Genomic DNA, 18,545 nt, shown 5'->3' on the forward strand with positions numbered 1-18,545 from the left:
CCCGTCTGCCCCGCGACGCCCGGCACGCTCCCCCAGAGGGGGCACCCCCACTCGCCGCACCGGGCGAAAGCCCAAGTACGTCCAGTACGAGGACTTCCGCCCGGCACGCCGAGAGCACGCACCAGACGCCGCAGGGCCGCCCTTCGGGCGACGACGGGAATTTGACGACAGGCCCTAGGAGCCTTCGGGTGCTTCCCAGTCCTCGAATTTCACCACGTCCTTGAGGAATCCGCGGACCCCGAGGAACTGCGAAAGATGCTCGCGGTGCTCCTCGCAGGCGAGCCACGTCTTGCGCCGCTCCGGCGTGTGGATCTTGGGGTTGTTCCAGGCCAGCACCCACACGGCGGCGGCATGGCAGCCCTTGGCGGAGCAGATGGGGGTCTCGTCACTCACAGGTTCGTCACTGGTTCCGTCTCACGGAGCCCCCGTAAACAAGGCGACGCCGAGCAGCCACGGGGGGAGCTGCCCGGCGTCGGTCCGTCGCTCCGACGGGGGATGCGGAGCGCGTACGCAGTATGTCATGGGTCACCCTGCGTCCGGCACTGAACCGCACGAATGAATTGAGCTTTTCTTGAGCTTGGCCGCGGGCCCGGTCCACCGCCCCGTATCCGCCGTGGTCAGGCCCGTTCCGGCCGCTCCCCGGGCCCCCGTACCCCCGGCTCGGCCGACAGGTCCTCCGGTACGGATTCCGCCTGCGCGCTGTCGTCCTCAGCGCGCGGCGGCGTGATCACCGGCCGGGTCGGGGCCGTGACGAAGGTCGACGGAAGAGTGGGCGGCCGCTCCCGGCCGGCGTTCGCGATCACCACCGCGATGTAGGGGAGCACCGCGCCGAGCACCAGCGCCACGATGGCGACGTACCGTTCGACGTTCCACAGGGTCACCGCGAGGATCACCGAGGCGGTCCGGATCGTCATCGAGATGACGTAACGCCGCTGCCGGCCCCGTACGTCCTCGGCCAGACCGGTCCGGGCGCCGGTGATCCGGAACACCTGGACGTTGCCGCCGTGCTGCTTCCGCATCACATTCCACCATCCGCCCGCATCGGACTCCCATGGCCCGCGACCCTCGTCCGCGCGCAGGCGCGAAACCCGTGCGGAACATCTCCACGGTACGCCGCGCCCCCACCGCCCACGAGACCGGGTCGCCGCCCGCCGTCGGCCGGGCCGCGTACGGGCGTACCCGACATGCGCCGTACGGCCCGCACGCGGAGACTTGCCGTAGTGCTCACGCCGATCGGTACGAGGAGGCAACCATGGGCTGGTTGTGGGCGATCATCGTGGGGTTCGTGCTGGGCCTCATCGCCAAGGCGGTCATCCCGGGCAAGCAGCACAGTCCCCTGTGGCTGACCACCATCGGCGGCATCCTCGGCGCCATCGCGGGCAACGCCATCGCCAGTGCCCTCGGCGTCGCGGAGACCAAGGGCATCGACTGGAGCCGGCACGCCTTCCAGCTCATCGCCGCGATCATCATCGTCGCCCTGATCGACGCCCTCTACATGGCGACGCTCGGCAAGCGGAAACAGCAGCAGCGCGTCTGACGGCGGACATGCCGAAGGGCGGCCCCCCGGCAACGGGGAGCCGCCCTTCGGCATGTCTCACGCCGGCTTGACCTCGACCGCGGCCAGGTTCTTCTTGCCCCGGCGCAGCACCAGCCAGCGCCCGTGCAGCAGGTCCTCCCGGGCGGGAACCGCGTCCTCCGCGGTGATCTTCGCGTTGTTCACGTAGGCACCGCCCTCCTTGACCGTCCGGCGGGCGGCCGACTTGCTGGCCACCAGCCCGACCTCGGCGAACAGGTCGACCACCGGGCCCAGCTCGGTGACCTGGATGTGCGGCACCTCGGACAGCGCCGCCGACAGCGTCCTGTCGTCCAGCTCCGCCAGCTCGCCCTGGCCGAAGAGCGCCTTGGACGCGGCGATCACGGCGGCCGTCTGGTCGGCGCCGTGCACCAGCGTCGTCAGCTCCTCGGCAAGCGCGCGCTGCGCGGCACGGGCCTGCGGGCGCTCCTCGGTCTGCCGCTCCAGCTCCTCCAGCTCGTCCCGGGACCTGAAGGACAGGATCCGCATGTAGCGCGAGATGTCACGGTCGTCCACGTTCAGCCAGAACTGGTAGAACGCGTACGGCGTCGTCATCTCCGGATCGAGCCAGACGGCGCCGCCCTCGGTCTTGCCGAACTTGGTGCCGTCCGCCTTGGTCATCAGCGGGGTGGCCAGGGCGTGCACGTCCGCGTCCGGCTCCAGCCGGTGGATCAGGTCGAGGCCGGCCGTGAGGTTGCCCCACTGGTCGCTGCCGCCCTGCTGGAGCCTGCAGCCGTACCGCCGGTACAGCTGCAGGAAGTCCATGCCCTGCAGGATCTGGTAGCTGAACTCGGTGTAGCTGATGCCCTGGTCGGACTCCAGGCGGCGGGCCACGGAGTCCTTCGTAAGCATCTTGTTGACCCGGAAGTGCTTGCCGATGTCCCGCAGGAACTCGATCGCGGAGAGGCCCTCCGTCCAGTCGAGGTTGTTCACCATGACCGCCGCGTTCTCGCCCTCGAAGGACAGGAACGGCTCGATCTGGCCGCGCAGCCGGTCCACCCAGCCTGCCACCGTCGCCGGGTCGTTCAGCGTGCGCTCGGCGGTCGGGCGCGGGTCGCCGATCAGGCCCGTCGCGCCGCCGACCAGCGCCAGCGGCCGGTGCCCGGCCTGCTGGAGCCGGCGCACGGTGAGCACCTGCACCAGATGTCCCACGTGCAGCGACGGCGCCGTCGGGTCGAAGCCGCAATAGAACGTGACGGGACCGTCCGCGAGCGCCTTACGCAAAGCGTCCTCGTCGGTGGACAGGGCGAACAGCCCACGCCACTTCAGCTCGTCGACGATGTCCGTCACGGTTCTCGTGTCTCCTTGAAGATCTCCGGGCAGTCGGGTGACAGCCGACTACGAGGTTATACGCCCTGACTGACAGAGCTCATGTTGAAGTCGGGGATCCGCAGCGCGGGCATCGCGGCCCGGGTGAACCAGTCGCTCCACTCGCGCGGCAGCGTCTTCTCGGTTCGCCCGGCCTCCGTGGCCCTCCCCAGCAGGTCCACCGGCGACTCGTTGAACCGGAAGTTGTTCACCTGTCCGGTGACCTCGCCGTTCTCCACGAGGTAGACGCCGTCCCGGGTCAGACCGGTGAGCAGCAGCGTCGCCGGGTCCACTTCGCGGATGTACCACAGGCAGGTCAGCAGCAGCCCGCGCCCGGTGTCCGCGACCATCTCCTCCAGGGAGCGGTCCTGCCCGCCGTCGAGGATCAGGTTCCCGAGCGCCGGGGCGACCGGCAGCCCGGTCAGGCCCGCGCTGTGCCGGGTCGTGGTCAGGTTCCGCAGCACACCCTCGCCGACCCAGTCGGTGGCCCGCACCGGCAGCCCGTTGTCGAACACGGACTGGTCGCCGCCGGAGGAGTGGGCGACCACGAACGGCGCGCACTCCAGGCCCGGCTCGTGCGGGTCGCTGCGCAGCGTCAGCGGCAGCCCGCTCAGCTTCTCGCCGACCCGGGTGCCGCCGCCCGGCTTGGAGAACACCGTCCGGCCCTCCGCCGCGTCCCGGCCCGAGGCCGACCAGAGCTGGTAGATCAGCAGGTCCGCGACCGCGGTCGGCGGCAGCAGTGTCTCGTACCGGCCCGCGGGCAGCTCCACGCGCCGCTCGGCCCAGCCGAGGCGTACGGCCAGCTCGGCGTCGAGCGCGCCCGGGTCGACGTCCTTGAAGTCGCGCGTCGACCGGCCCGCCCACGCCGAGCGGGTACGGTCCGGCGACTTGGCGTTCATCTCCAGCGTGCCGGTGGGCTGGTCGTGCCGCAGCCGCAGCCCGGTGGAGGTGCCCACGTACGTCGACACCAGCTCGTGGTTGGCGAAGCCGTACAGCTCCCGGCCGCCGGCACGCGCGCGTGCGAAGGACTCGCCGAGCGCCGGGGCGAAGTCCGCGAACACCGCGGAGGAGGTCTCGGCCGGCGCGTCGGTGAAGTCCGGGGACGGAGGCACATCGCCGACCAGCGGCTGCGCGTCCTCGGCGGGCCCGGCTCCGCGCGCGGCGGCCTCGGCGGCCCGCACCAGCGGCTCCAGCTCCGCGGCCGTGACCGCCGACCGGGACACGACACCGGACGCGGTGCCCTCCTTGCCGTCCACGGTCGCGATCACCGTGAGCGTACGGCCCCGCGTCACACCGTTCGTGGTGAGCGCGTTCCCCGCCCAGCGCAGGTTCGCGGTCGACTGCTCGTCGGCGATGACCACACAGCCGTCGGCCCGGGACAGCGCGAGCGCCTGCTCGACGACCTCGTGCGGCTTGTTGGTACGGGCGCTCATCGACCGGCCTCCTGGGTGGTGTTCAGAATGTTGACGCCCCGGAACAGGGCGGAGGGGCACCCGTGGGACACGGCGGCCACCTGGCCCGGCTGGGCCTTGCCGCAGTTGAAGGCGCCGCCCAGGACATAGGTCTGCGGGCCGCCCACGGCGGCCATCGACCCCCAGAAGTCGGTGGTCGTCGCCTGGTAGGCGACGTCCTTCAGCTGCCCGGTGATCCGGCCGTTCTCGATCCGGAAGAAGCGCTGCCCGGTGAACTGGAAGTTGTAGCGCTGCATGTCGATCGACCAGGACCGGTCACCGACGACGTAGATGCCCCGGTCGACGCCCCCGATCAGATCCTCGGTGGACAGTCCCGCCGGATCCGGCCGCAGCGACACGTTGGCCATGCGCTGCACCGGCACGTGCCCCGGCGAGTCGGCGAACGCACACCCGTTGGACCGCTCGGACCCGGTCAGCCGCGCGATCCGCCGGTCGAGCTGGTAGCCCACCAGCGTGCCGTCCTTCACCAGGTCCCAGGACTGCGCCTCGACGCCCTCGTCGTCGTACCCGACGGTCGCGAGGCCGTGCTCGGCGGTGCGGTCGCCGGTGACGTTCATCAGCTCGGAGCCGTACCTGAGCTTGCCCAGCTGGTCGAAGGTGGCGAAGGAGGTGCCGGCGTAGGCGGCCTCGTAGCCGAGGGCGCGGTCCAGCTCGGTGGCGTGCCCGATGGACTCGTGGATGGTCAGCCACAGGTTGGACGGGTCGACGACCAGGTCGTACACGCCCGCCTCCACGCTGGGCGCCCGCATCTTCTCCGCCAGCAGTTCCGGCATCCGCTCCAGCTCGGCGTCCCAGTCCCAGCCGGTGCCCGTCAGGTACTCCCAGCCCCGGCCCACCGGCGGCGCGATGGTCCGCATGGAGTCGAACTCACCGCTCGACTCGTCCACCGACACCGCCGTCAGCTGCGGGTGCAGCCGTACCCGCTGCTGGGTCGTCACGGTGCCGGCCGTGTCCGCGTAGAACTTGTTCTCGTGCACGGTGAGCAGCGACGCGTCCACGTGGTTCACGCCGTTCGCCGCCAGCAGCCGTGCGCTCCACTGCGCCAGCAGCCCGGCCTTCTCCTCGTCGGGCACCGAGAACGGGTCGATCTCGTACGACGAGACCCACGTCCGGTCCGCGTGCACCGGCTCGTCCGCCAGCTCCACCCGCTCCTCGGACCCGGCCGCCCTGATCACCTGCGCGGAGAGCTTCGCCATCGCCACCGCCTGGGAGGCGACCTTGGCGGCCGCGTCCAGGGTCAGGTCCACCCCGGACGCGAAGCCCCAGGTGCCGCCGTGCACGACCCGGACCGCGTAGCCGAGGTCGGTGGTGTCCGACGATCCCGCGGGCCTGGCGTCCCGCAGCCGCCAGGACGCGCTGCGCACCCGCTCGAACCGGAAGTCCGCATGCTCGGCCCCCAGCGCACGCGCGCGTGCCAGCGCGGCGTCGGCCAGGGCCCTCAGCGGCAGCGCCGTGAAGGCTTCGTCGATGGAATGAGGCACGGAGGTCTCCCTGCTGTCGTGGCCTGTCGGTCCGATCATGTCGTGACAGCGGCCCGGCGGACCACAGGTTTCGCCGCGCGCACCGGCGCTTGTAGGGACCCGACAGTGACGCACTTCAGCCACTGTCGGTGCCCGCTTGCCCACGGAAGGGGCGCTACCGATAGGTTTTCGATGAAGCCGCCTGTCATCGAGGTGTTCGGGCGGGTGTCGTACCGCATCAGACCGCTATCGAAAGGGTGATCCGTTGAGCCGCTCGGTTCTCGTCACCGGAGGCAACCGGGGCATCGGCCTCGCCATCGCCCGCGCTTTCGCCGACGCAGGCGACAAGGTCGCGATCACGTACCGCTCGGGTGAGCCGCCGGCCGGCTTCCTCGCCGTCAAGTGCGACATCACCGACCCCGAGCAGGTGGAGCAGGCCTACAAGGAGATCGAGGAGCAGCACGGTCCGGTCGAGGTCCTGATCGCCAACGCCGGCGTCACCCGGGACCAGCTCCTGATGCGCATGTCCGAGGAGGACTTCACCTCGGTCATCGACACCAACCTCACCGGCACCTTCCGCGTGGTCAAGCGCGCCAACCGCGCCATGCTGCGGGCCCGCAAGGGCCGCGTCGTCCTGATCTCCTCGGTGGTCGGCCTGCTCGGCTCGGCGGGGCAGGCGAACTACGCCGCCTCCAAGGCCGCCCTGGTCGGCTTCGCGCGCTCCCTCGCCCGTGAGCTGGGCTCGCGCAACCTCACCTTCAACGTCGTCGCGCCCGGCTTCGTCGACACCGACATGACCAAGGTGCTCACCGACGAGCAGCGCAAGGACATCGTGTCCCAGGTGCCGCTCGGCCGGTACGCGCAGCCGGAGGAGATCGCCGCGACGGTGCGGTTCCTCGCCTCGGACGACGCCTCGTACATCACTGGAGCCGTCATTCCCGTTGACGGCGGACTGGGAATGGGTCACTGATCACCATGAGCGGAATTCTCGAGGGCAAGCGCGTCCTGATCACGGGTGTGCTGACGGAGGCCTCCATCGCCTTCCACGCCGCGAAGCTGGCCCAGGAGCAGGGCGCCGAGGTCATCCTCACCGCGTTCCCGCGGCCCACGCTGACCGAGCGCATCGCCAGGAAGCTGCCGAAGCCCGCCAAGGTCATCGAGCTGGACGTCACCAACGACGAGCACCTCGGCCGGCTGGCGGACGTCGTCGGTGAAGAGCTGGGCGGCCTCGACGGCGTCCTGCACTCCATCGGCTTCGCGCCGCAGGACGCGCTCGGCGGCAACTTCCTCAACACGCCGTTCGAGTCCGTGGCCACCGCGATGCACGTCTCGGCGTACTCCCTGAAGTCGCTGACCATGGCCTGCCTGCCGCTGATGCAGAACGGCGGCTCGGTCGTCGGCCTCACCTTCGACGCGCAGTACGCCTGGCCGCAGTACGACTGGATGGGGCCGGCCAAGGCCGCGCTGGAGGCCACCAGCCGCTACATCGCCCGCGACCTGGGCAAGCAGAACATCCGCTGCAATCTCATCTCCGCGGGCCCGCTCGGCTCCATGGCCGCCAAGTCCATCCCGGGCTTCAGCGACCTGGCCGCCGTGTGGGACACCCGCTCCCCGCTGGAGTGGGACCTGAAGGACCCCGAGCCGGCCGGCCGCGGCATCGTCGCCCTGCTGAGCGACTGGTTCCCGAAGACCACCGGCGAGATCATCCACGTGGACGGCGGCCTGCACGCCATCGGCGCCTGAGCCACGCACTGCACACGGTGACCCGCGTACGGCGCGGGTGAGCCCCGTACGACGTCGACGCCCCGTTCCCCGCAGCGCGCGGGGAGCGGGGCGTCACCCGTCCGGCGTACCCGGCCGGGCGGGGCGGGGAACCGGCGGCGCACCCTGGAAACAGCGTTCACCTCGCGCATCCCTCCGCAGCCCGGCCGAGGAGGTCCCCTTGTGCGCCTGTCCCGCAGCCTGGCCCCGGTGACCGTGGCCGCCGCCCTCGTGCTCTCACTGCCGTACGCCGCGCTGTGCCACGCGCGCGTGGGCGACGGCAAACCGCCCGCGCCGAAGCTGTTCGGCGCCGCGTGCCGTAAGGCCGTCACCGGCTCGCACGTGGTCGCCTACTGCCACAACCCCTATGTCGACACCGACCGCGTGCGCCTGCACATCGAGTGCGCCCGCTGGTGGGACATCGACACCGACAGCGCCCCCGTGAACACCGACGCCGCCATGACGGTACGGCTCACCGGCCGCTGCTGGAAGGAGGTCCGCTCGGTGTGGATCAGCCACCAGAAGGCGCGCTGAACCTGTCCGGACGGCACAGGAACGGATAGCTCGCGGCCTCCTCGGCCGCCGCCTGCGCGTCACCCGCGCGGATCGCGTCCACCAGGCGGGCGTGGTCCATGTGCGTCTCCGGCGTCAGGCCCGCGCCGACGTCGGCGCGCAGCCAGTCGCGCAGCACCTCGCCCAGGTCGGCGTACATCGCCGTCATGACGTCGTTGTGGGAGGTCGCCACCACGGCCAGGTGGAAGGTCGCGTCGGCCGTCACGAAGGCCTCGGCCTCGCCCGACTCCCAGGCCTCCTCGCGCCGCACCAGCAGCGCGTCGAGCTGCTTGAGGTCCTTCTCGGTGCGCCGCTCGGCGGCCAGCCGCGCCGCCGCCGACTCCAGCGTCGAGCGCAGCTCCGCGATGTGCCGGGCATCGGCCTCCGCGAAGCGGCGGTGCATCACGCCGGCCAGTTCGCTGGTCGCCGCCACATAGGTGCCCGAGCCCTGCCGGATGTCCAGCAGACCGTTGTGCGCGAGCGCCCGTACGGCCTCGCGGACGGTGTTGCGGGCGACGCCGAGCTGCTCCACCAGTTCCGGCTCGGTCGGGATGCGCGATCCCACCGGCCACTCACCGGAGGCGATCTGCGCGCGCAGCTCGGCGATGACCTGCTCGGAGAGCGCCGAACGGCGCGGGTGGCTCAGAGGCATGGCACACCTTCGCACGGGATTCCCGGCCGTGGCCGCCGGGGGAGTGGACAGCCAATCATCCCATGATTCTATGATGACCGGCATGGCCAGTGAGGAAACGCGGATCGCGGACACCCGTACGGAGATGCCTTCGATCGAACGCGGCGCGAGCACAGCGCCGGGCACCCGTGCGACGCCGCCCACGCGCGCGTGGGCGACCCGGCTGGTCGTCGTCGGCATCGTGCTGACCGCGCTCAACCTCCGCCCCGCCATCACGAGCCTCGGCGCGCTGCTGGAGGAGGTCCGCGACGGACTCGGCATGAGCGGCAGCGTGGCCGGGCTGCTCACCTCCGTGCCCCCGCTCTGCTTCGCCGTCTTCGGCGTCACCGCGCCCCGCCTGGCCCGCCGCTTCGGGCCGGCCGCCGTGGTGGGCGCCGGCATGGCCGCCATCACCGCGGGCCTGCTGATACGCCCGTACGCCGGAGGCACGGCCGGCTTCCTCGTCGCCAGCGCGCTCGCCCTGATGGGCATCGCCGTCAGCAACGTGCTGATGCCGGTCATCGTCAAGCGCTGGTTCCCCGACCGCGTCGGCTCCATGACCGGCCTGTACTCGATGGCCCTCGCCCTCGGTACATCCTCCGCCGCCGCGGTGACCGTGCCCCTGACCGGTGCGCTGGGGGGCGGCTGGCAGTCCGGGCTCGCCGTGTGGGCGGGGCTCGCGGCCGCCGCCGTACTGCCCTGGCTGCCGCTGGCGCGGAGGGGCGCGGCTCCCGCCCAGGAGCCGGTGCGCACCGCGCCGGACGGGCAGGCCGCCCCGCTGCGCATCACCCGCAGCCGTACCGCCTGGGCGCTCGCGGTCTTCTTCGGGCTCCAGGCCACCGCCGCCTACATCACCATGGGCTGGATGGCGCAGATCTTCCGGGACGCCGGTGTCCCGGCCGGCACGGCGGGCCTGCTCCTCGCCGTCACCATGGTGATGGGCGTTCCCCTGGCCTTCGTGATCCCGCGGCTCGCCACCCGGCTGCCCCACCAGGGGCCGATCGTGCTGGCCCTGGGCGTGTGCGGCCTCGCCGGATACGCCGGCCTGTACCTGGCGCCGGCCGGCGGCGCCTGGGCGTGGGCCGTGCTGCTCGGCATCGCCAACTGCGCCTTCCCGCTCGCGCTGACCATGGTCGGTATGCGGGCCAGGACCGGTGCGGGCGTGGCCCAGCTCTCCGCGTTCGCGCAGAGCACCGGCTATCTGATCTCCATCCCGGGCCCGCTGCTGGTAGGCGTGCTCTACCAGCACAGCGGCGGCTGGGGCCTGCCGATCGCCCTGATGGCGGGCCTGATGCTGCCCCAGATGGCGGTGGGCTTCCTCGCGGGCCGCGACCGCACGGTGGAGGACGAGGCGGGCCGGGCCTGAGCGCGCGGAACCCTGCCGCCACCGTCCGGCACCGGGACCCGCGGCCACCGGCCGCCGACGGGACAGGCCGGCACCCCGGCCGGTCCGTTCCGGACGAAGGGTGCGAGACTGGGCGCATGCAGCCTGTGCTCGACCCGAACCCCAAGAACGGCCGGAAGAAGTTGCTGCTCGTCCTCGGCTCGTTCCTCGCCATCTTCGTGATCATCGGCGTCATCGCGACGATCGCCTCGCCCTGACCCGGCCCGCGCCCCGAGGGTGGGGCTGTCCCCACCATCCCCTAGGGGGACAGGGTCAGGGTCAAGTGGGTGGGTCACCGGATGGGCCGGCGCCCCCGCACTCCGTAACTTCGAGGACATGACCGCGGCAGGCGGCCAGAACCACTCGAGGACCCCACGGAGGCGACCATGCCGGTCCGTACGCACACCCGGCCCCACCCGGCGACCACGGGCGGCGTCGACATCCGGCTGCCCTGGTGGGCCCTCGCCCTGCCCGCCCTGGCCTTCGTCGTACTGCTGGCGCTGATACTGAACCCGTCCGACGCCCACGCGGCGAGCGGCGACCCGGCGATCACGCAGCTCCTCGAACGCGCGCAGCAGCTCCTCGCCCGCTGACACGGCGCTTCATGCACGGCGATTCCCCATGTCAACTCCCTGCGCCGGGTGGCCTGTTTCATGCGAAGCTGGTACCCATGAGCGTCGCAGAACCCCGCAGGATCGTCATCTTCCGGCATGCGAAAGCCGACTGGCCCGAGGTGTCCGACCATGAGCGCCCCCTCGCTGAGCGGGGCCGTATGGACGCAGCGGTCGCCGGACGCAAACTGGCCGACACCGGGTACACCTTCGACCTTGCCCTGTGCTCCACCGCCGTCCGGACCCGCGAGACCTGGAAGCTCGCCGTCCACGAACTCGCGCACCGGCCGAAAACCGTCTATGAGGAGCGGGTCTACGAGGCCTCTCCCGGCGAGCTGATCGCCGCGCTCAACGAGGTCCCGGACGACGCGCAGAACGTGATCCTCATCGGCCACAACCCGGGCGTGCACGGCCTGGCCGAGGTCCTGGGCGGCGAGTCAGGGGGCGACGCCCGCAAGCGGATGGAACGCCGCGGCTTCCCGGCCGCCGCCTTCGTGGTGCTGACCTTCGACGGCGACTGGAAGGGCCTGGAGCCGGGCACGGCCACGCTGGTGGAGTACTGGGCGCCCTCCGAGTGACGGCACACTCCGCGGAAGGGCCGGGCACCGCGACGGTGCCGGGCCCTCCGCACGTCCGGAGCCGTCCGGAGCGGCGGCTCAGCCCTCGTCGTGCGTGTCGGCCGTCTCGACCTCTTCGCGGGTGACGCCCAGCAGATACAGCACGGTGTCGAGGAAGGGGAAGTTCACCGCCGTGTGCGCGGCCTCGCGGACCACCGGCTTGGCATTGAAGGCGACGCCAAGACCGGCCGCGTTCAGCATGTCCAGGTCGTTGGCGCCGTCGCCGATCGCCACCGTCTGCGACAGCGGCACCCCGGCCTCGGCCGCGAACCGGCGCAGCAGCCGCGCCTTGCCCGCACGGTCCACGATCTCCCCGGTGACCCGCCCGGTGAGCTTGCCGTCGACGATCTCCAGCGTGTTGGCCTGGGCGAAGTCCAGTCCCAGCCGCTCCTTCAGATCGTCCGTGACCTGCGTGAAGCCGCCGGAGACGACACCGACCTGGTAGCCGAGCCGCTTCAGGGTGCGGATGAGCGTGCGGGCGCCCGGCGTCAGCCGTACCTCGTTGCGCACCTTCTCCACCACCGAGGCGTCCAGTCCCTCCAGCAGCGCCACGCGCGCGTGCAGCGACTGCTCGAAGTCCAGCTCCCCGCGCATCGCCGCCGCCGTCACCTCGGCGACCTTGTCCTCGCAGCCCGCGTGCGCGGCGAACAGCTCGATGACCTCGTCCTGGATGAGGGTGGAGTCCACGTCCATGACCACCAGCCGCTGGGCCCGCCGGTGCAGGCCCGCCGAGACCACGGCGACGTCGACACCCAGTGCCGCCGCGTCCGAGGCCAGAGCCGTGCGCAGCGGCTCGGTCTCCACCCCGGAGACGGCGAACTCCACCGCGGTCACGGGGTACTTGGCGAGCCGGAAGATACGGTCGATGTTGCCGCCGGTCTTCGCGATGCGGGCGGCGATGGCCGCCGTCGACTCGGCCGTGAGCGGGTGACCGAGCACGGTCACCAGGGAGCGCCCGAGCCCGCGCGGCCGGTTGTCTCCGCGCCCGGAGATGATCTCCGCCTGCATCTTCATCGACTCGGCCCAGCTGTGCACGGTGGCCCGCAGATCGCCCTCGAGCCCGGCCGGCGGCTGGGTGACCAACGCGCACAGCACCAGGCGGCCCCGGGTGACGACCTGCTCGATGTCGACCACGTCGACGTGGAAGGCGGCAAGGGTGTCGAAGAGGCCGGCCGTGATGCCCGGCCTGTCCTTGCCGAAAATCTTGACGAGGAGAGTGGGGACCTCGGAGGTCTGCGAAGCGCTCATGGTGTCACCACCGTATCCGGCACCCAGTGCCTTCCGCCCGTGCGGTCCGCCTGACGGACACGGAACAACAGGTGTCCACCGGATGTCCCGCACCTTGCCCGCCGCGGTCGCCCCGGCACACACGCCTGCCGGTCACCTCCCGGTCCTCGGACGCGGTGGCGGTGGGGGAGGCGGCGGTGGCGTGCCGTCGTCCGGGCCGTCCGGCGAGCGATCCGGCGGAGGGGCCGCCGGACGGCCCCGGGGCGGGTCCAGCCGGCGGGAGATGGTCGGGGCGCCGTACATGTCGTCCCCGGGCGAGGGCGGCCGCGCGTCCTCGGGCTCCGCGCGCACCTCCTCCGGCACCCGGAGATAGGGGTTCGTGCCGGGGTTCGGCGGCCGGTACGGCCTGCCCGGCGCGTAGGGCCCGGCCCCGCCACCGAACGAGGGCTGCCCGGAGCCGTCGCCGGGCCGGGGGTGCCCGGAGTGCCCGGAGCGGTCGCCGGAGGACGGGTGCCCGGCCTGCCCGTAGCCGTACCCGGCTCGCGCGCCGTACCCCGAGCCCGCGCCGCCCGCCGCGACCGTCCCGGCCCGCGCCGGCCCCGCCACCCGGGTCCCCGCCGCCCCCAGTGCCCGGGCGAGCAGGGCTCCCACCGCGCCGGCCGCCGCACCCCACACGGCACCCAGGAGCAGTGCCGTTCCCGTCCGGCCGTGCAGTTCGATGCCCGCGCCGAACGCGTCGAAGCCCAGCACGGACAGCGAGGCGTCCACCGAGACGTCCGTCAGCCAGGCGAGGAACGGCCAGGCGAGCGCGGTCGCGATCCCGAGCCGCAGGGCGCACCGCCCCGCGAAGCCCACCGTGCCCGTCCCGCCCGGCACCGGTGTGCGCACCGCGGTCAGCACCCCCGCCAGCAGCATCGTCGAGGCGGCCGCCACCGCGAGCAGCCACACCCGGCCGTCCAGCCCGGCCAGCCGGCCCAGGGTGACGGGCTGGTCCCGCGTCGCGCTCAGCAGCCGGTCCAGCGGGTGGGGGAGCACACCGCCCAGGGCGCCGGTGGCCCGGCCGTCCCAGGGGACGAAGAGGCCGAGCGGAAGGCCGAGCCACACCCCGTTCGGCGCGCCGAGCAGGGCCGCGCCGGCGATCCGCCCGGGGTGGTCGTCGCCGATCGCCGCGTACGCCGCCGCGGCGAGCCCGGCGGCCACGGCCACCAGCAGCACGGTGACGAGCGCCGAGACGGCCGGCCGCACCACCCGGTGCACGACCTCCAAGCCGGGTGGCAGGGGGGTGCGGCGGGAGGCCAGCAGCGCGATCAGCAGGACGCCGGCGGACCAGCCGAGCCCGCCGAGGAGGGTGGGCGCGGTGTCCACGGTGAAGCCGACGGCCGCCTTGGCGTGGATCAGGTCACCGACCCGGTCCGGGAGCAGCCCGCCGATGTCGCCGAGGTCTCCGAGGCCGGGGACGCCCGTGCCGCCCTTGCCGCCCCCGCCGGGCAGGTCGCCGAGACCGAGCGAGCCGCCGTCGATCGTGATGACGTCGTGCCCGACCCAGGAGAGCCCGCCCAGCATCGCCACGAAGAGGGCGACCACCGTGCCCGCGCGCGCCAGGAGTTCGGACGGCGCGATCACAACTCCCGCCGTACGCAGGGACCGCAGGAAGAACCACGACAGCAGCAGGGCGCCGGCCAGGCTCACGCCGAGTGGCGTGATCTCGACGGCGGTGTGCGCCTCGGCGCCCTTGAGCCCGAAGGCGGACACGTCTCCCGACGGGGAGACCGAACCACCCGCCCCGAGAGCCACAACGGCCGCCGTCATCGGGCCCAGTGAGCCCGCCGCGTCCGCCCGGAGCAGGTGCAGCCCCAGCGCGGCCGTGGCCGTCATCCCCGCCAACGCCCAGCTCACCGCGGTGAACGCGGACAGCAGGATGTCCACCCACGGCAGCGGCGTACCCGGCCGTGCGGTCCCGGCACCCGTGTCAGCACTCATGGCAGACCCCCCGATCCGCGGCGCGGCACCACTGCCGCGCTTGTCCCCCTCGCGGGGGATTACCACTCTCCGGCCGGGTTTCAACCCCGTCAACGGGGCGAGTTGAGGCGTGTGCCGGCCTGCGCCGCAAGGCCCGGGTTTCGGTCATGGGGCCGAGCCTGAAATAGTTCCCCACGATGTTCGACATCCCTAGACTCCCTGTGATGGGGGAAATTCGGGGGACAACTCAGTGGGGCATGGAGTGCCGGAACTCGTACTGGAAACAAACGGACGGACCTGGACGCTCGAGCCGTCCAGGCCCTACACCCTCGGCCGCGATCCGCAGGGTGACATCGTCTTCGACGACGCCAGGGTGTCCTGGCGTCACGCCACGGTCAGCTTCGACGGCCGCAGTTGGGTCATCGAGGACCACGGCAGCACCAACGGCACGTTCGTGCGGGGCCAGCGGATCCATCAGATGGAGATCGGCCCCGGTTCGGCGGTGCACCTCGGCAACGCGACCGACGGACCGCGGCTGGACCTCTCGGGCGCCGCGGCCGCGGTCGCCCAGCCCCAGCAGCAGGCGCAGTCCGCGCCGTACGCCGCTCAGGGCGCGGGGGCCGGCTGGGCCCAGCCGCAGGCCCCGCAGCAGCAGCCCCCGCAGCAGGGGGTGCCGCACCAGGCCGCCGCGCACCAGCAGGCGCCGCGGACCGACTGGCAGCAGTCGCAGCAGCCGCCGGCGTTCCCGCAGCAGCAGGGCGGGCCGGCCGGGAACCCGGTCCAGAAGACGCCCGGTGGCGCGGCGGGGGCGCCGCCGGTCTACGGCGACCGCAGCCCGACCACGTTCCACCAGTTCGCCGTCGGCCGCGTGATGCGCATCGGCCGTGCCCTCGAGAACGAGCTGGTCGTCTCCGACCTGCAGGTCTCCCGGCACCACGCCGAGTTCCACTCGACGCCCGACGGCCGCTTCGAGATCCGCGACCTGGGCTCGCACAACGGCACCTACGTCAACGGCCAGCCGATCGCCAAGGGCGGTTCGGCGCTGCTCGGCCCGAACGACATCGTCGGTGTCGGCCACTCCACCTTCCGTATCGTCGGCGACCGGCTCGAGGAGTTCGTCGACACCGGTGAGGTCTCGTTCTCCGCGCGCCATCTGACCGTCACGGTCGACGGCGGCAAGCAGATCCTGAAGGACGTCTCCTTCGGCGTCCCGGAGAAGTCCCTCATCGCGGTCATCGGCCCGTCCGGCTCCGGCAAGTCGACGCTGCTGAAGGCGCTCACCGGCTACCGGCCCGCCAACCAGGGCGAGGTCCTGTACGACAACCGGAACCTGTACAAGCAGTTCGCCGAGCTGCGCCAGCGCATCGGTCTGGTCCCGCAGGACGACATCCTGCACAAGGAGCTGACGGTCAAGAAGGCCCTGAAGTACGCGGCCAAGCTGCGCTTCCCGGCCGACACCACGGCCGCCGAGCGCGACGCCCGCATCGACGAGGTGCTGCGCGAGCTCAAGCTGGACATCCACAAGGACAAGAAGGTCACGTCCCTCTCCGGCGGCCAGCGCAAGCGCGTCTCGGTCGCCCTGGAGCTGCTGACCAAGCCCTCGCTGATCTTCCTGGACGAGCCGACCTCCGGCCTCGACCCCGGCATGGACCGCGATGTGATGCAGCTGCTGCGCGGCCTCGCCGACGACGGCCGTACGGTCCTGGTGGTCACCCACTCCGTGGCCGAGCTGGCGATCTGCGACAAGCTCCTGGTGATGGCGCCGGGCGGCGCGGTCGCCTACTTCGGCCCGCCGGAGGAGGCGCTGAACTTCTTCGGCTACGACACCTGGGCCGACGTCTTCTCCGCCTTCGAGAACTACCGCGACTACGACTGGGCGGGCCGCTGGAAGGGCTCGCAGCACTACCAGATGTACGCCGCGGACATCGACGCGGTCGCTCCGCAGTCCGTACACATGCCGCCGCCGCAGGCCATCAGGCCGCCCAAGCCGCAGGGCTGGGGCTCCCAGCTGATGACCCTGATCCGGCGCTACGTGGCGGTCATCGCGTCCGACAAGGGGTTCCTGGCGCTCACGGTGATCCTGCCGGCGGTCCTCGGCGCGGTCAGCCTGCTGATCGACTCCGACAAGGGCCTGCTGGTCAACCCGGTCAACCCGCGCACCGGCGTGCCCATCCCGAACGGCACGGCGACCACCGTTCTGCTGATCCTCGCGGTCGGCGCGTGCTTCGCGGGCGCCGCGAACTCCGTGCGTGAGCTGATCAAGGAACGGGTCATCTACGAGCGGGAGCGCGCGACCGGCCTGTCCCGCTCGGCGTACCTGATGTCCAAGGTGGTCGTCCTCGGCGCCGTCACCGTGCTCCAGGGCCTGATGGTGGGCCTGATCGGCTTCTCCAGCCGTGAGATCCCCGACCAGGGGCTGGTGCTCGGCGGCTCGACGCTGTTCGAGCTGTGCCTGCCGATCATGGCGCTGGGCTTCACCTCGATGATGTTCGGCCTGGTGATCTCCTCGCTGGTGAAGACCGCCGAGAAGACCATGCCGCTGCTGGTGATGTTCGCGATCATCCAGGTCGTCTTCACCGGCTGCCTCTTCACCCTGCACGGCACGCTCGGCGTGAACGAGTTCTCGTACCTGATGCCGTCCCGCTGGGCGGTGGCAGCGGCCGGCACCACGCTGGACTTCAACAAGATCGCCCCGAACGCCGACGACCCGACCAGCACCGACCCGCTGTGGGACCACGCGGCCTCGGCCTGGTGCCTGAACATGGCCGCGCTGCTCGTGCTCGGTGTGATCTGCGGCTTCCTCGTCGCCCGCTTCCTGCGCCGGCACGAGCCGGAGGTCATGCGGAAGTGACCGCGGGCCGCGTGGCGCGCGGCCGGACGACGCGAAGGGCGGCACCCCACCAGGGGTGCCGCCCTTCCGCGTAGTCTCAGAGGTCCGCGCCGGCCTCAGTACGCGCTGTTCACGTTGTCGATCGTGCCGTACTTGTCGGCCGCGTAGTTGGCGGCGGCGGTGATGTTGGCGACCGGGTCGTAGATGTTCCACGAGGTGCCGGCCACGTGGTACGCCTTGAAGGTCGGCGGGATGACCTGCAGCAGGCCCTTCGACGGGATGCCGTTGATGGCGTTGACGTCCCAGTCGTTGATGGCCGTCGGGTTGCCGGAGGACTCCCGGATGATGTTCTTGTGCAGGCCGTGGTAGCTGCCCGGGATGCCCTTGGACTTCATGATGTCCAGGGACTGGCGGATCCAGCCGTCCAGGTTGTTCGAGTAGGTCTTGGCGGCGACCATCTGCATCGCGGGGCGCTGTGCGGAACGGCTCGCGGCCTTGTCGGTGCGCTCCTGCGCGGCCTTCTTGGCGGCGGCCTGGGCGGCGGCCTTCTTCTTCGCCTCGGCCTGCTGCTTGGCGACGGCCTGCTTCTTCGCCTCGGCCTGCTGCTTGGCGACGGCGTCGAGCTTGGCGGTCTGACCGGCGAGCCGGTCGGTGAGCGAGCCCTTGACGTCCTTGACCGGCGTGTCGGCGTAGTGCACCTGCTGCGTGGCCGCGGCGTCGGTGGTGACGGTCTGGGCGTTGCCGGGGACGGCCGTGAAGGCCAGGGCGGCGGCACCGAGGGCGCCGACACCGGCGATGGCGATCTTGTGCTGCTTGGTCAGCGTACGACTATAAGCACGGTTGAGGATGTTCTTGGGCATAGCTCGATGGACCTCTTCGATAGCGCGGAGGTCGCTCTCCTGCGTCCGCCGGGGGAATCGGTTCCTCCCGCACGAGGGCCGCGGCGGGAAACCGCGACGCCGAGCGACGGATGCAATTCTTAGCTGGCGCAAAATGCCCAGGCAAAGGTGTGACGTACGAAGCCGCATAGTGGATCAGGGAAGGGCAAAACGGGACAGACTGGGCCGTCTGTCCCGTTCACCTATGGGTGGTTTATCTCCTATGCCCCTTCGTACGTGACG

18 protein-coding genes are annotated in these 18,545 nt (G+C 71.7%); 9 read left to right on the forward strand and 9 right to left on the reverse strand.

Features of this window, described 5'->3' with window-relative positions:
• Window positions 1-174 precede the first annotated feature (174 nt).
• Both ACFVVO_RS22625 and ACFVVO_RS22630 read right to left on the reverse strand, forming a co-directional pair.
• Window positions 175-393 carry a hypothetical protein gene (locus tag ACFVVO_RS22625; RefSeq protein WP_390057373.1) on the reverse strand — a complete coding sequence of 73 codons (219 nt, stop codon included), beginning with the start codon at window positions 391-393 and terminating at the stop codon, window positions 175-177.
• A 224-nt stretch (window positions 394-617) separates the two neighbouring features.
• Window positions 618-1,019 carry a DUF3099 domain-containing protein gene (locus ACFVVO_RS22630; RefSeq protein ID WP_390057374.1) on the reverse strand — a complete coding sequence of 134 codons (402 nt, stop codon included), beginning with the start codon at window positions 1,017-1,019 and terminating at the stop codon, window positions 618-620.
• A 233-nt stretch (window positions 1,020-1,252) separates the two neighbouring features.
• Here ACFVVO_RS22630 and ACFVVO_RS22635 point away from each other — a divergent pair, with 233 nt between their 5' ends.
• Complete coding sequence (locus tag ACFVVO_RS22635; protein ID WP_359555048.1) at window positions 1,253-1,537, forward strand: GlsB/YeaQ/YmgE family stress response membrane protein; 285 nt, start codon at window positions 1,253-1,255, stop codon at window positions 1,535-1,537.
• Window positions 1,538-1,594: 57 nt separating this feature from the next.
• On the opposite strand, the gene tyrS is transcribed toward ACFVVO_RS22635, so the two are convergent.
• The 3 genes from tyrS to ACFVVO_RS22650 are packed head-to-tail and all read right to left on the reverse strand — an operon-like array spanning window position 1,595 to window position 5,834.
• Window positions 1,595-2,863, reverse strand: coding sequence for a tyrosine--tRNA ligase (gene tyrS / locus ACFVVO_RS22640; RefSeq protein ID WP_390057375.1), 1,269 nt, complete (start codon window positions 2,861-2,863; stop codon window positions 1,595-1,597).
• Window positions 2,864-2,919: 56 nt separating this feature from the next.
• Entirely contained in the window at window positions 2,920-4,314 is a 1,395-nt protein-coding gene (locus ACFVVO_RS22645) for a metallopeptidase TldD-related protein (protein WP_390057376.1), read from the reverse strand.
• Entirely contained in the window at window positions 4,311-5,834 is a 1,524-nt protein-coding gene (locus ACFVVO_RS22650; RefSeq protein ID WP_390057377.1) for a TldD/PmbA family protein, read from the reverse strand. Before ACFVVO_RS22650 ends, ACFVVO_RS22645 begins: the two co-directional genes overlap by 4 nt.
• Window positions 5,835-6,078: 244 nt before the next feature.
• Here ACFVVO_RS22650 and fabG point away from each other — a divergent pair, with 244 nt between their 5' ends.
• The 3 genes from fabG (at window position 6,079) to ACFVVO_RS22665 (ending at window position 8,108) form a co-directional block, all read left to right on the forward strand.
• Window positions 6,079-6,783 (forward strand): 3-oxoacyl-[acyl-carrier-protein] reductase, encoded by a 705-nt coding sequence (fabG, locus tag ACFVVO_RS22655; protein WP_390057378.1) that lies wholly within the window; start codon window positions 6,079-6,081, stop codon window positions 6,781-6,783.
• 5 nt (window positions 6,784-6,788) lie between these two features.
• Window positions 6,789-7,556: an enoyl-ACP reductase FabI gene (gene fabI, locus ACFVVO_RS22660; RefSeq protein WP_390057379.1), complete on the forward strand. Its 768-nt coding sequence runs from the start codon at window positions 6,789-6,791 to the stop codon at window positions 7,554-7,556.
• A gap of 201 nt (window positions 7,557-7,757) precedes the next feature.
• The gene (locus ACFVVO_RS22665) at window positions 7,758-8,108 is read left to right on the forward strand and encodes a hypothetical protein (protein ID WP_390057380.1); all 351 of its coding nucleotides are present in this window, start codon (window positions 7,758-7,760) and stop codon (window positions 8,106-8,108) included.
• Here ACFVVO_RS22665 and ACFVVO_RS22670 read toward each other — a convergent pair.
• Window positions 8,086-8,778, reverse strand: a complete 693-nt coding sequence (locus tag ACFVVO_RS22670) for a FadR/GntR family transcriptional regulator (RefSeq protein ID WP_390057381.1) — start codon at window positions 8,776-8,778, stop codon at window positions 8,086-8,088. The genes ACFVVO_RS22665 and ACFVVO_RS22670 overlap by 23 nt on opposite strands.
• Before the next feature lie 124 nt (window positions 8,779-8,902).
• On the opposite strand from ACFVVO_RS22670, the gene ACFVVO_RS22675 reads away from it, so the two are divergent.
• The 4 genes from ACFVVO_RS22675 (at window position 8,903) to ACFVVO_RS22690 (ending at window position 11,369) form a co-directional block, all read left to right on the forward strand.
• Window positions 8,903-10,162, forward strand: coding sequence for a CynX/NimT family MFS transporter (locus tag ACFVVO_RS22675; protein WP_390057411.1), 1,260 nt, complete (start codon window positions 8,903-8,905; stop codon window positions 10,160-10,162).
• Window positions 10,163-10,278: 116 nt separating this feature from the next.
• Window positions 10,279-10,398 carry an SGM_5486 family transporter-associated protein gene (locus tag ACFVVO_RS22680; RefSeq protein WP_390057382.1) on the forward strand — a complete coding sequence of 40 codons (120 nt, stop codon included), beginning with the start codon at window positions 10,279-10,281 and terminating at the stop codon, window positions 10,396-10,398.
• Between the two features lie 168 nt (window positions 10,399-10,566).
• A complete protein-coding gene (locus tag ACFVVO_RS22685; RefSeq protein WP_390057383.1) occupies window positions 10,567-10,773 on the forward strand; it encodes a hypothetical protein in 207 nt (68 codons plus the stop codon).
• A 77-nt stretch (window positions 10,774-10,850) separates the two neighbouring features.
• Complete coding sequence (locus tag ACFVVO_RS22690; protein WP_390057384.1) at window positions 10,851-11,369, forward strand: SixA phosphatase family protein; 519 nt, start codon at window positions 10,851-10,853, stop codon at window positions 11,367-11,369.
• Between the two features lie 78 nt (window positions 11,370-11,447).
• Here ACFVVO_RS22690 and serB read toward each other — a convergent pair whose 3' ends face one another.
• The gene (gene serB, locus ACFVVO_RS22695) at window positions 11,448-12,656 is read right to left on the reverse strand and encodes a phosphoserine phosphatase SerB (RefSeq protein ID WP_390057385.1); all 1,209 of its coding nucleotides are present in this window, start codon (window positions 12,654-12,656) and stop codon (window positions 11,448-11,450) included.
• Between the two features lie 132 nt (window positions 12,657-12,788).
• Complete coding sequence (locus ACFVVO_RS22700; protein ID WP_390057386.1) at window positions 12,789-14,615, reverse strand: streptophobe family protein; 1,827 nt, start codon at window positions 14,613-14,615, stop codon at window positions 12,789-12,791.
• Between the two features lie 241 nt (window positions 14,616-14,856).
• Here ACFVVO_RS22700 and ACFVVO_RS22705 point away from each other — a divergent pair, with 241 nt between their 5' ends.
• On the forward strand, window positions 14,857-17,445 hold the full coding sequence (locus tag ACFVVO_RS22705; protein ID WP_390057412.1) for an FHA domain-containing protein: 2,589 nt from the start codon (window positions 14,857-14,859) through the stop codon (window positions 17,443-17,445).
• 95 nt (window positions 17,446-17,540) lie between these two features.
• Here ACFVVO_RS22705 and ACFVVO_RS22710 read toward each other — a convergent pair whose 3' ends face one another.
• Window positions 17,541-18,284 carry a transglycosylase SLT domain-containing protein gene (locus tag ACFVVO_RS22710; RefSeq protein WP_390057387.1) on the reverse strand — a complete coding sequence of 248 codons (744 nt, stop codon included), beginning with the start codon at window positions 18,282-18,284 and terminating at the stop codon, window positions 17,541-17,543.
• Window positions 18,285-18,545 lie beyond the last annotated feature (261 nt).

Source organism: Streptomyces sp. NPDC058145 (genome assembly GCF_042884245.1).
Lineage (GTDB): Bacteria > Actinomycetota > Actinomycetes > Streptomycetales > Streptomycetaceae > Streptomyces.